Annotated in this window: 11 protein-coding genes; 3 read left to right on the top strand and 8 right to left on the bottom strand. The window is 47.8% G+C overall.

Annotated elements, in window-relative coordinates:
* Positions 1–4: 4 nt before the first annotated feature.
* The 4 genes from ACXAGX_RS04715 to ACXAGX_RS04700 form a co-directional block, all read right to left on the bottom strand.
* Positions 5–1,096 carry a tetratricopeptide repeat protein gene (locus ACXAGX_RS04715; protein ID WP_474836887.1) on the bottom strand — a complete coding sequence of 364 codons (1,092 nt, stop codon included), beginning with the start codon at positions 1,094–1,096 and terminating at the stop codon, positions 5–7.
* A gap of 48 nt (positions 1,097–1,144) precedes the next feature.
* Positions 1,145–1,633: an Ig-like domain-containing protein gene (locus ACXAGX_RS04710; RefSeq protein WP_474836885.1), complete on the bottom strand. Its 489-nt coding sequence runs from the start codon at positions 1,631–1,633 to the stop codon at positions 1,145–1,147.
* A gap of 6 nt (positions 1,634–1,639) precedes the next feature.
* The gene (locus ACXAGX_RS04705) at positions 1,640–3,232 is read right to left on the bottom strand and encodes a DUF4331 domain-containing protein (RefSeq protein WP_474836883.1); all 1,593 of its coding nucleotides are present in this window, start codon (positions 3,230–3,232) and stop codon (positions 1,640–1,642) included.
* A gap of 160 nt (positions 3,233–3,392) precedes the next feature.
* Positions 3,393–4,043: an SDR family oxidoreductase gene (locus ACXAGX_RS04700; protein WP_474836881.1), complete on the bottom strand. Its 651-nt coding sequence runs from the start codon at positions 4,041–4,043 to the stop codon at positions 3,393–3,395.
* Positions 4,044–4,240: 197 nt separating this feature from the next.
* Between ACXAGX_RS04700 and ACXAGX_RS04695 the strand changes: the two genes are divergently transcribed.
* Both ACXAGX_RS04695 and ACXAGX_RS04690 read left to right on the top strand, forming a co-directional pair.
* Positions 4,241–5,245, top strand: a complete 1,005-nt coding sequence (locus tag ACXAGX_RS04695; protein ID WP_474836879.1) for an alpha/beta fold hydrolase — start codon at positions 4,241–4,243, stop codon at positions 5,243–5,245.
* 242 nt (positions 5,246–5,487) lie between these two features.
* On the top strand, positions 5,488–6,999 hold the full coding sequence (locus ACXAGX_RS04690; RefSeq protein ID WP_474836877.1) for an acetyl-CoA hydrolase/transferase family protein: 1,512 nt from the start codon (positions 5,488–5,490) through the stop codon (positions 6,997–6,999).
* A 69-nt stretch (positions 7,000–7,068) separates the two neighbouring features.
* Here the strand turns inward: ACXAGX_RS04690 and ACXAGX_RS04685 are convergent, their stop codons facing one another.
* Positions 7,069–8,391: a mechanosensitive ion channel family protein gene (locus ACXAGX_RS04685; RefSeq protein WP_474836875.1), complete on the bottom strand. Its 1,323-nt coding sequence runs from the start codon at positions 8,389–8,391 to the stop codon at positions 7,069–7,071.
* 245 nt (positions 8,392–8,636) lie between these two features.
* On the opposite strand from ACXAGX_RS04685, the gene ACXAGX_RS04680 reads away from it, so the two are divergent.
* Positions 8,637–9,050: a Dabb family protein gene (locus tag ACXAGX_RS04680; RefSeq protein WP_474836873.1), complete on the top strand. Its 414-nt coding sequence runs from the start codon at positions 8,637–8,639 to the stop codon at positions 9,048–9,050.
* Between the two features lie 474 nt (positions 9,051–9,524).
* Here the strand turns inward: ACXAGX_RS04680 and dld are convergent, their stop codons facing one another.
* From dld to cspE, 3 genes are all read right to left on the bottom strand, one after another.
* On the bottom strand, positions 9,525–11,258 hold the full coding sequence (dld, locus tag ACXAGX_RS04675; protein WP_474836871.1) for a D-lactate dehydrogenase: 1,734 nt from the start codon (positions 11,256–11,258) through the stop codon (positions 9,525–9,527).
* 56 nt (positions 11,259–11,314) lie between these two features.
* Positions 11,315–12,625 carry a DEAD/DEAH box helicase gene (locus ACXAGX_RS04670; RefSeq protein ID WP_474836869.1) on the bottom strand — a complete coding sequence of 437 codons (1,311 nt, stop codon included), beginning with the start codon at positions 12,623–12,625 and terminating at the stop codon, positions 11,315–11,317.
* Between the two features lie 97 nt (positions 12,626–12,722).
* The gene (gene cspE, locus ACXAGX_RS04665) at positions 12,723–12,932 is read right to left on the bottom strand and encodes a transcription antiterminator/RNA stability regulator CspE (protein ID WP_474820519.1); all 210 of its coding nucleotides are present in this window, start codon (positions 12,930–12,932) and stop codon (positions 12,723–12,725) included.
* Between the last annotated feature and the right edge of the window lie 28 nt (positions 12,933–12,960).

Here is a 12,960-nt window from a genome sequence, read left to right as displayed (position 1 = left end):
TCAATCACTGTCCTAATGCTAACGCATTGGCTCGTTGCAATAACATTTTATCGTCCCAAGTTTTGCCGTGCTCCCAATTGAGCTTTGCAAAGTGCATTGCCTTCACCGGGTCAGCATTTACATCGAGGTAATACCGCGCCAACTGGGCTGCGTGCACATTATCACCACGCCACTCCCGCATTGTAACGCGTTGCTTCATAATTTGTTGCCAGTAGTCATTGGCAGCTAACGTAGCTTCCGCCTGAGCGAGTCTGACAAGTATGGCATCATCCACATTAGAAGGCGCTTTGATCAACGGCGTAAGTATATCAATAACAGCTCTGGAGCGTTCCAATTCAAGCTGAATGTCGGCCCAAAGGGCAACCCGGCTAATTGGCGCAGCCGACAAATCAGTGTCGCTGAGATACCCCGCCGCCTCTTCAGGTTTATTCAATGCCAATGCCATCGCCGCTAGAATTTCTCCTGCCCACCTATCGATAGCAGGAGCGCGTTCGAGACCTGAGAACTTACGTAGTTGCTGTAATTTTTGATAGTCTGCTTCGTCTGGCTGCTGCTGAGCATCGATATCCAGCAAACAAATGGCAGCGAATGTGGGCTCGCCAATGCCAGCCAACTTTTGACAGGCCTTGCGTGCCTGATCAGAGTTTCCCCGATTCACTTCCACTGTAGCAAGTAACATAAGGGCGGAAGCTGATGCCCTGTGTTGTCTGATCGTGTTGTCGAGCACTTCAGCAGCCTCGTCAAACTGATGTTGTTGTTGCAATAATCTGGCATGAAAAATGTGCCAATCGGGATTATCGACTTGTGCATTCAACCCGCGTTTGGTTTGTCTATAGAGTTTACGTAACACTTTTTCCGAGCCATTTAACGTACGGGCTTGTTCCAACTCCTGCTGCAATGTCTGAACATCGGGTAATGCATCAGAGGGCCGTTCCCAACTCGCAATAACCGTGTTGTTGTCCGGATAGTAAACTGCAGCTTCTGCATGATTATTGATACTTACCCCAAGTGTTACCAACACGGTAATAAGCAAAGTTACAGCACCCGCACAGATTATGCCGGTAAGCAGCGTTGTAACGTCTTTCGCTCTTCTCATGGCTAGTTCCCTGTTAGAAAGCCATCCTTGGCCAAATGTACTGTGGTATTAATAATCGCTCAGCAAGTCATCGTAGGCTGTAGGATCATCATCATCAGAGAACTCTCTGCCATTAACAGGCAAAGGCATGTCCGTTGCAGATTGATTAAAAGCGGCACGAATGTACGCTGCGCTCTCCACCTGCTCGGCTTCAACCGTAATGCCAATAGTGCCACTCACAGGGTCACTTTCACCATCTGTTACCGTGAAAGTAAACATGTCTTCGCCGGTGAATTCACTCGCCGGGGTGAATGTAAAACTACCGTCACTGGCAATATCCACCGCACCGTTTGAAGGTGCATCAGCGAGTGCAAATGTCAGTGTGTCGCCGTTTTCGTCAGTTGCTGTCAGCATGTCGGAAAAAGGGGTATCCACTGTGGTGGTGAAGTTGTCAGAAACGACTTCTGGCGCGTAATTGACGACCTCGTCGTCATCGTCACTGCCACAGCCGGTAAGCACCAGGCCCGCGGCTGCGAGTAAGTATAAATGTTTCATCATGGCTCCTTATTCTGCTGAGCCAGAAATAGGCGTGGCAAGGTATGGGAAGCTGCTATTCATCATAGATGCGTCTACCGGCGCACCATCGGTAAAAGGCACGTTACCCACGCTAGCATCTTCTTCTGCACACAGCCCCAAATCTGTTGGTTCACCGTTTACCGGGATCGGATAGCATAAGGCGCCCATCACCACACGAAGAGCAATATCTACCACGTCATCACCAGGGCGGCGTCCATTTGGGAACCCCGCCAGATCATCGCCAGCTACGCCAAACGCAGACTGTTCACCTGCAGGTGTCGCGGCAATGGCAGTGTTCAAACGGAGCATTTCTGATGCAGTTACTGAAGCCTGCTGATTAACTCCTGGGAAACCGGTGAGAAACGCGGTGACCAAATCGTTACGTGGAAAATTAGTGGGTGCTAATGTTTCGATAGACGTGCCAAGCGTTGTGTTTACGGCATCACGGAATAGAATATTCAGCAGTTCAGGCAGCACGGGATGGGTCACGTAGTCGGCAAACTGACCATCTTCAGATGGATGCGACGAGTTAAACTTATCTTTGTCGGCAAGACCAATTACCAGCTCATTGACCAATGGGCTGCCCAGACGAGAAACCTGTGTCATCGCGCCGCTAGCCACGGCGGGTTTATCGAAGGTAGCATTGGGGTTTAGAATTCTGGCTTGTGGCAAACTGGCGGTTGTCCACGCTCCCACCGTTCCGTTACCGTCACCGGTAATACATGCAGCCGGAATTTCAACGGCAATGGAAGTGACGTTTTTGTCAGCTAAGTCGTCATTATCGGCACTCTGCGTTATGCCCCCCGGGAAACCATCACCGTCACCGGCTCCTGGCGCGCTATCACCTTCAACGGGCACATAATTCACCAAGTCAAAAGTATCCCCCAGATTTACGACGAAGGGGTCTTTGCGCTGTCCGACAAAAACCTTACCGCTATTATCGCAGCCGGGCACAGAAAAACTATATACAAACTGCCCTGCATAGCGTTCGTACTCTGTGGAACTGGTAAAGGTTTTATCACCAATGTAGTCCAGCGGCTTCGAGAACATGTCACCTTCAGATGGCATTAGCATGGTACGTTCGCCAGTACGCGCATTACCGCTAACCCACGTCATGGTGTAACTTTCAGAAAAGTTGGCATTGCTTTGGTCGTCAGCACTAACCGGCCCTACATTTTTCAATGGCACCTTTATCATTTTCTGGTCGCCTTCTGGACCCACCGGTAAAGCTACACCTTCGTTTTCAGCCGCTAGCATGGCGCTGAACTGGAATGCAAAAGTGATATCTTCCATGGCGTCGCCATCATTATCGATATGGATGGCATAAACAGCGTCTGGGTCCATAGCGAAATAATTCGGGCCCCCGTAAGCGTCCTGCAACGGAATATAGTTAGCTATTAAGGTTACATAACCTTCGCGACCGGTTTCATAGCTGTTAAACATATAAAAATCGGTTGCATCGACCGTTGGAGCACGCGTAATTGCAGGTGCTTCACGGTGGCTAGACGCCAATGCAGAAGTAGAAACACCTGCAAGTAATGCAGCTGAGACAGCGAGGCTGAGCGGTTTGAACGGGGACATAGACATACCTTTTTTTGTGAATGTACAACTAGCCATACGGGGAAGATGGCTAACTGGATGCATCATTTTTTAAAATTAATTAAAAAATTCTTGAAAAGTATGTAACAAAAAACCTATACCGCCAGTAAGAATCCGCTCTGCTCTGCCTTCTTACTGTTATTTAGACAAATTTTCCGATGGCGTCGTCCACAGGCACATCACCATCAGTGAGTTCGATAATTTTGTGTGTCAGTGCTTTGTTATCGATAATGGCCCGAATAGTATCGGCAACATTGTCACGAGAAACATCGCCATATTTAATTGCGTACCCGGCGTTTACTTTCCCGGTGCCTTCTTCGATGGTCAACGTGCCTGGACGGAGAATGACCCAGTCCAGCGCACTTTCTGCAAGGTACGCATCCGACAGACGTTTTACCCGCATATAGTTTTCAAAGGTGTCTGAAATCTTTTTGCCACGACCCGCATCAGGAAAAGCAGAAACCAACACAAACCGCTTAGCCCCAGCGGCAATAGCGGCATCTACGGTTTTTTCCAGGCCCTCGCCATCTACCTTATTCGTAAGCTCTTCACTGGCGCCGCCCGCACCCGCGGTGAACACAACGGTATCACAACCTTTGATGGCCGAAGCCAGGGTGGGTACATCGGTTTCTGTGATACTCAATAAGCATGTGCGCGCACCCCGCCCTTCCAGATCCTGCTGTTGCTGCTCTTTTCTGTGCATAGCAACAACGTGATGACTCCCTTTAACCAGTTTTGAAACAAGACGGGTACCCACATTGCCCGCAGCGCCAACAACAAATACATTCGCCATTTTCATACTCCTATAATGTGACCTTTGCCGCCCTGAAAGGCAGCGAAATGAAATAAGTACCTCTTTGTTACTTACCGAGTGGTCTTGAGATCAACCTTTGCGATGCGACGACCGAAAACGACGATCTATCGATAAAGTGAACAACTCTAGGTGAGTACGGTATAAAAATGAGTTCATTTGTGTCTCGGAGTCTATTTATGTTTCGTGTGTTTTCCCTAGCCCTTCTATTTTGGCTTAGCGCTTTTCATTCAATTGCTGCCACCATTCCCCCGATGGACAAGCGCTTGTCTAATTTGAATTATCCTTTCGCTGTCGACACTTACCACTTTAACTCTCAAGGCAAAGCGTTAGACATGGCCTATATGTATTTGCCGCCGGAAAAAAATAAGCCTGTTGTCACCTTGCTTCATGGTAAGAATTTTAATGGTGCATACTGGCAGCAAACGGCTGAGTTTCTGCAGGACAACGGCTACGGCGTGCTGATCCCAGATCAGATCGGCTTCGGGAAGTCGTCTAAACCCACTGACTATCAATATAGCTTTGCTGCGCTGGCCAACAATACTCGCGGGCTGCTGGAAAAGTTAGATATTGATCAGAGTGTGATAGTGGGCCATTCCATGGGCGGTATGCTGGCAACCCGTTTTGCGCTGTTGTTTCCCGAACACACCGCCAAACTGGTTCTGGTGAATTCCATTGGCCTGGAGAATTATCTGCTTTATGAAAGCTACCCTGATATCGAATCGGCGTTTCAACGAGAGTTGAATAAAAAACCAGAGAACATCGTGACCTATCAGCAAAAGAACTATTACGATGGCAAGTGGAACGACGACTACGCTAGCCACGCGGCTTTTTTGCAGGGGTGGATAAAGGGAGACGATTGGCCACAGTTAGCGAAAGTGGCAGCACTGACCTACGACATGATTCTTACCCAACCCGTAATAGAGGATTTTCAATATTTGAAAGTCCCCTCTACGTTGATCCTCGGTACCCGGGATCGTACTGCGCCAGGGCGAGCAAGCAAACGTGAAACGGTTACCCGCGAACTCGGTCGCTATGACAAGTTGGGTGCCGAAGTGAAACAACGAAACAGTACGCTTTTTATTGTTGAACTAGAGGGGTTGGGCCACCTGCCACAGATTGAAGACTTTGCGACTTTTAAAGTCCCTTTTTTGAAAGCAGTTGAATTAGCGCCCGCTCTATAGGGGCGCTTAATTAAGACTTCACCAAAACTTCACAAGATCGTCAAACTACGGCGAAATAGCGATTATCAGCGGCGAAATATCCTCTACATACCACTGAGGTCTTATTCCGTTAACGAAATATCGGTGTAAAGTTTACATCGATATTAAGCTTTATCGACATATCGTTCTCATTCGTTGTATTCCGTTTTCTCACACATCTTCGAATAGACTTTTTTATCCGTATAAACACGATCGGAGTGAACATGTTTTCTGAATCCAGGGTTTTGTGTCCGCAATTGAAAAGCAAAATAATGACCGCTGAACAGGCTGCGGCATTTATTAACGACGGCGACACAGTCGGTATGAGTGGTTTTACTGGCGCTGGCTACCCTAAATCTCTACCCCGCGCGCTGGCAAATCGTGCCGGAACTGAACACAAAGCCGGAAAGCCTTTTCAGATTAACCTCTGGACCGGCGCATCGACTGCACCAGAATTAGATGGTGTACTCGCTGAAGCCCAGGGTATTAATATGCGCCTGCCATTCCAGTCTGATCCTACCTGCCGTAAGCAAATCAATAATGGTCAGATGCATTACATCGACATTCACCTGTCTGAAGTGTCGCAATACGCGTGGTCAGGCTTTTTGGGTAAACTGAATATTGCCGTTATTGAAGTGACGGCAATTCACGAAGATGGCCGACTGGTGCCGTCTTCATCCATTGGCAACAATAAAACCTGGATTGAACAGGCTGATAAAATCATTCTTGAAGTGAACAAGGGTCAGAACCTGAAACTGGAAGGCATGCACGATATTTATTACGGCACCGCACTACCGCCCCACCGTAAACCGATTCTGATGACCAAAACCGACGATAGAATTGGCGACAGCTATTTTCGTATTCCGCCAGAAAAAATTCTCGCGGTTGTTGAAACAGACGCACCAGACAGAAACAGCCCTTTTACCCCTCCTGATGCAACATCACGACAAATTGCCGACCATATTCTGGATTTTTTCCAGTTCGAAATAAACAAAGGCCGTTTACCGAAAGAACTACTGCCGCTGCAATCCGGCGTAGGTAACATTCCGAACGCCGTGTTGGAAGGTTTGGATACGGGAGGCTACAAAAACCTCACCGCTTACACAGAAGTGATTCAGGACGGCATGCTGAAAATGCTCAAATCCGGAACCTTGTCGTCAGCTTCTGCAACGGCCTTCTCATTGAGCCCCGTGGCACTGGAAGAACTGAACGACAATATTGACTTCTATCGTGAGAGAATCATTCTGCGTCAACAGGATATCAGTAATCACCCGGAAGTGGCCCGTCGTCTTGGCGTAATTGCCATGAATGGTCTGCTTGAGGCGGACATCTACGGCAACGTGAACTCTACCCATGTAATGGGTACGCGAATGATGAACGGTATTGGCGGTTCTGGTGACTTTGCCCGTAACGGCTATTTGTCGATTTTTGTGACGCCTTCCATTGCTAAAAACGGTGCCATTTCGTCAATTGTGCCTATGGTTTCACACGTCGACCACACCGAACACGACACCAAAGTGATTGTGACCGAACAGGGTCTGGCGGACTTACGTGGCCTTTCGCCTCGTCAGCGGGCCAAACTCATTATCGACAAATGTGCACACCCTGATTTCAGAGATCGCCTGCATGATTACTTCGAGCGAGCCTGCGCAACCGGCCGCGGCATGCACACCCCGCATATTCTGGGCGAAGCGCTGAGCTGGCATGAGAACTTTGAACGCTACGGGAAGATGTAGCTGCTTTATAGATTGAGAATTTAGAACCAGGGCCTGTGAAACTCACAGGCCCTTTACCAGTTCACTGAATCACTGCGGCGTAGTGTTACTCAGTTTAATTGCATCTTCGTTGATAACACGGACTTCCCGTTGCGGGAACGGAATTTCAATATCGTGTTCACGCAGGGTTTCGAATACCATCAGCAGTAAGTCGCCGCCTACCCGGTTTTGACCATCATCAACGCCTTCCATCCAGAACTCGACGAACATGTTTACACCGGAGTCTCCGAAGCTGTCAATTTCACAGTCGGGGCGATATTCCACCGCTACGTCATCACCGCTGATCACCTGAGGATGTTCAGATACCGCATCTTTAATGATTTCCACCATTGAGCGAATATCCGTTCTGTAGGCCACTGAGAAATCAATACGATAACGCTGCTTAGAGTCTTTGTGGGTCCAGTTAACCAATAGCGAATTAATGAACTTTTCGTTCGGAACCAGAATGTCTTTGCCGTCATAGGTTTCAAGCACGGCATAGCGCATTTTGAATTCACGAACGAAACCTTTACTGCCATCGTCTAATTCCACGTAATCACCCACCGTCAGTGAGCGATCAAGCAGAATGATGATACCCGAGATAAAGTTCGACGCGATGGACTGTAAGCCAAGACCAAGACCCACACCCACAGCACCACCAAATACCGCCAGTGCTGTAAGGTTAATACCCATGATATTCAGTAACAGCAGGAAGATAACGCAGAACAGCGCCACTTCGAAAAGCTTGGCAAATACCTCTTTGGTAGAAACATCCAGCTTCTTCTGATTACGGATAATGTCTTTACCCATATTGTTGGAAGCGCGGCCAAGCCAGAACAGCAAAATACCAAACACCAGAACGCGAAGAATGCCATACGCTGAAATATCAACGTTGCCCACTGAAAACGAAACAGTTTCCAGTGCGCCAATGACCTTCGGCAGTACATCAATGAGATGCAGAAAAACGATAGGCAGGCCAATCCAGCGCAGGAAAGCCGCAATTCCCTTGTTAACCACAAAGTTACTGATAACCGAGTTTAAGAACAGCATCACCGCGATGATCATGGCGATTTCAAGCAACCAGGCATCAAGCTGATATTGTTTACCCAGCACACTCGTTAGCTTCAGCAAGGTAATGGTGAAAACAGGAAATAGCGTTCCCCCCAGCCGGTATACAAACGTTTGTAGGGAGTGCGCCCCGGATTGAGGTTCGTTCCGGGTCATGGGAAACAAATCCCGCACTTTCCGTGATGCCAACCAGCCAACCAGATAAATGATTAGCAGTGCACCTACCTGATACAGAAACGTGGGGCTGAGTATTTGCTCCAGCGCCTGCTGATAATAGTTTTGAATAGATGAAACAAGGTTTTCCATTAAAGCACCATATGGTTTTTCTTTACGCGGCTTTTTAACTGCATTTATATTTGTCGTAAAGCTTTATCTTCGTTTTTACGATAATAAAATTTTATCCCTACGACCATTTATGTCGATGAATCACCAGTTTGCCTCGTTAGTATTGCGAAATGTAGCGAAAAAAGCAGGCTAGGTGAAATTTTAGGCGTTTAAGCCCGTATCGCAGAGTACCTCTGAACGCCAGGAGCCAATAATAAGGACCAATGATGACCGATATTACACGCCGAAAATTAATGACAACGGGCGGCGCCCTGGCGGTTACTGCTGCGTTACCCGCCTCAGCCAAAGCCTCACCAGACGGTCACAATAAGCCGAAGGTGCATCATATGGTTTACTTTTGGCTTGCCAATCCTGAATCTCAAAGCGATCGAGACAAGCTTATTGCAGGATTAAAAACGCTGGTAGGCATTCCTCAGGTACAAAAACTGTTCGTTGGCGTACCCGCATCCACCATGGTGCGTGATGTCATCGACAACAGTTTTCATGTATCTGAACTGATGATGTTTAACAGCACTGAAGATCAGGATGCTTATCAGACTCATCCACTGCATCTGAAGTTTGTGGAAGAGTGCTCTGGGCTTTGGGAAAAAGTGGTGGTGCATGATTCGCTGATAGTTTAACCCCGCTTAGCGGCCTGAAAGAAAAATAAAGGCGAACCAACTGGTTCGCCTTTGTTTTTTAACGAGATTTACTTAGCTTTGAATATTATCAATCAAATTCTTAATCCAGCTAAATAACTAAATAAAGTTAAGTGATTGAAACCGTCCATTCTTGCGTCTAGAACGTTTGTATTTGTCTATCTTTATTCTTTTTATACAAATGCCAACAGTAATACCAACCCAAAGGTGGAAAGAAGAAATTAGAGATTGTTGACAGTAGAAAAACGAGTAATAAATCAGCCATTCTATTTTTTGAAAAATATAAACTGAGAGAGATAACAAAAATATCTACAACTATCAAAAAATATATGTACGGAAAGGTATTAATATAGATCATGGTTAAATTCTACCTCTGTGTGCATGCCACGCCACTATCAGTTTGTCTGCATGTCCAAGATCCGTTGGATTTTCTACTCAGTAGAGCCATTAGGACAATTAATCATGCCCGCCACAGCAACCATCGCTATGCTCAACCCAGTTTTTCAACTTGGTAGTTTTACCAATGCCTGGGTTGAAGCTATTCGTCGGATCCAGTGAACGATAGAACGACTTCAATGCGTCTTTCGCGAAATACTCGTGACCCACGTTGTGCTCAGCAGGATATTCGGCGTTGCGAGCATCGAAGGTATCGAGGATCTGGTTTTTCAGCTTCTTCGCGTCTACACCTTTTTTCAACACGTAGTTCTGGTGCATGACGTGACAAAACAGGTGACCATAGTAGAGTTTGGTGTCGATCTGCTCATCAATCTCTTTCGGCAACACTTCAAACCAGTCCGGATCGTTACGACGTAACGCCACATCGATGGTCATCATGGCGCCGACATCTTTACTGTTCATGATGTGATAACGGCCAATAGCGCCCCCCGCCACGAAGCGGTGAAGAATCGCTTTGTCGGCTTCATCTTCGGTACATTCGAAGAAGCTGCCTTCGTTGGTTTTAAAGAACTCGGTGAGATACGCGCGGGCTTCGTCTACCCCATCGTTACTCATTTCCAGAATCCAGTGATGCTGATATTTATCGCGGTACACTTCCATGCGCGCCGGCAGATGCCCAGGGAATAGATAGCTCATGTATTGCATCACGCGATCAGACATTTTATTCGGCAAAAAGCCAAACTTGTCGGTAAATGCGTCGAACTTACGCTTGAACGCAAACAGTTTAGGAATAAACTTCGCGCCTAGTTTATTGATCACAATAAACATGTCTTTGCCGTATTTACGGGATACGTCATAACAGTCGCGGTGCAGATATTCGCCGGAATCTGGCAGATTCTTAAACGTAGACAGAATATCGCGGCGGATTTTAGTGAACATCGCAGAATCATTCGACCCTACGTAGAACACCTGCTTTTTATCAGGAATAGGAAACGTGTCCAGGCGCACAGCGAATACAGCCAGCTTTCCGGCACAGCCTGAGGCTTCGTGCAGGCGGCGACCATCGTTATTGAACCGTGACGGTGTGTCAGAATCTACATCCCGTACACGCTCATCATATTCGTTGTCTGATGCTCGCAGTTCTGGGAACTGCACGCTTTCTGCAGCATAATTTTGCTGCTCTAGATTAGCGAGTATTTCCTCCGGCGAATCGCCCAGCTCAATGCCGAGGTTATTCACCAGTGACAGATTGCCGCTCTCATCGATTTGCGCGAACAACGACAATTCAGTGTATGCCGGACCACGTTTTACCAGCGCGCCACCAGAGTTATTACAAATACCACCCACGATGGATGCACCGATACAGGATGAACCAATCACCGAATGGGGTTCACGACCATAGGGGGCCAATTTTTCTTCCAGACCAAACAGCGTGCTGCCCGCCAGACCAACAATCTGCTTACCTTCGTCGATAAGCTGAATTTGGTCGATACGCATGGTGCTGATGATCACTAGCGGCCTGTCGTAGTCTTTGCCGTCTGGCGTAGATCCACCGGTAAGACCGGTGTTTGCAGCTTGCATGATAACCGCAACATCGGCTTCAACACAAAGCTTCAGTACTTTCCAGATTTCAACCAAGGTTGCAGGTCGCACTACGGCGAGGGCTTCGCCTGAGCCAAACCGGAATCCTTTGGTGTAAGGCTGTTTTTTCTCGGTATCGGTTAGCAGATAGCTTTGTCCGACGACATCGCCCATAGAGGCAATCAAAGATTGGGTATCGATTTGTCCGCTCATAGAGATCTCTGGAAAGGGTTACTGACTAAATTTCAGGCCACGCACTATACACTAATTTAGTTGGCGTGCGAACCAGTAGCCGCACGCTGCGGGCGTCTGCGAGCCGGTTTGCGACGTGCTGGTCTAGCATTGTCAGCGCGCTTTTCACCGCCTTCTTTCTTTACCCCAGGTTGTTTCGGTTTCTTTGGCTTTTTAGGTTTTTTCGGCGCAGAAAGCTTGGTTTCAGCCAGTTTTGCTGACGGCTCAAATCCCTCTAGGGTTTCTCTTGGCAGTAGCTGTTGAATGAGTGTTTCCACGTCTTTCAGCTCCTGCAGTTCATCAGCGCTGACCAGTGACCATGCCTGACCGCTAGCACCGGCGCGCCCTGTTCGGCCAATACGGTGAACATAATCGGCGGCGGTGTTCGGTAAATCCAGATTTACCACCACCGGAAGTTGGGCAATATCGATACCGCGAGCGGCAATATCGGTGGCAATCAGTGCTTTTACCGTACCGTCTTTAAATTCAGATAACGCCCGAGTACGCGCGCCCTGACTTTTATTGCCATGAATCGCTGCACTGGGTATACCGGCGCGAGTGAGCTTGTCGGCAATACGGTTTGCACCATGTTTCGTACGGGAGAAAACCAGCGTCTGCGACCATGCATTACGTTTTATTAATGCAGTAAGCGCACCCACTTTCTGGGTTTTGTCCACATTCACGATTCGCTGCTGTACTTCTTCCACCGTCGTGTTCGGCGGCGTCACCGATATCTTAACCGGCGACTGCGTAATAGATTCTGCCAGTGCGGTAACTGTTGGGTTAAACGTAGCAGAGAACATCAGATTCTGACGTTTCGCTGGTAGTAATTTCAGTACTCGCTTAATATCGTGAATAAAGCCCATATCGAGCATACGATCGGCTTCATCAAGAACCAATACTTCAAGCTGGTCGAATTTCACTGCGTTCTGCTGATACAGGTCGAGCAAACGGCCAGGTGTGGCCACCAGGATGTCGCTACCACCACGCAGTCGTTTCATTTGCGGGTTAATTCCTACACCACCAAATACCACGGTGGTTTTCAGATTCAGAAACTGATTAAAGCCACGAATATTGTCTTCAACCTGCGCCGCCAGTTCACGGGTGGGCGTTAGAATAAGTGCGCGTACGCTGTTTCCACGAGGCTTATTACTCGCTGCCAGTTTTTCCATAATGGGCAGGGCAAAGCCTGCGGTTTTACCAGTACCGGTCTGAGCGGCTGCCAGCACATCTTTGCCAGACAAAATAACTGGAATCGCCTGCTCCTGAATGGGAGACGGAGTTGTATAACCGAGAGCGGTGACCGCTTTAAGTAACGGCGCGCTTAAACCCAGTTGGGAAAACTGCATGTAAACCTCAGAGAAAATAGATAGAGAAGAAGGGTATTACGGAAGAAAAACGGGAGCTCATAAGAGCTCCCGTAATTTTAATTAAGTGGTGACTTAATTAAAGTACAACAACGTCAGCAGCTTGCGGACCTTTGTTGCCTTGTTCAATGCTGAACTGTACAGATTGACCTTCAGTCAGAGTACGGAAACCGTCAGATTTGATCGCACGGAAGTGTACGAATACATCTTTGCCGCCGTCAGCCTGAGAAATAAAACCAAAACCTTTAGCTTCGTCAAACCACTTTACAGTACCAGTTGCTGTAGACATAAAATACTCCAGAAATTTAAAAATTGTG

The organism is Alteromonas sp. ABV4_515 (genome assembly GCF_056160345.1).
Note: the sequence above shows the minus strand (reverse complement) of the source record. Positions and strands in the feature narration are given on the sequence as shown.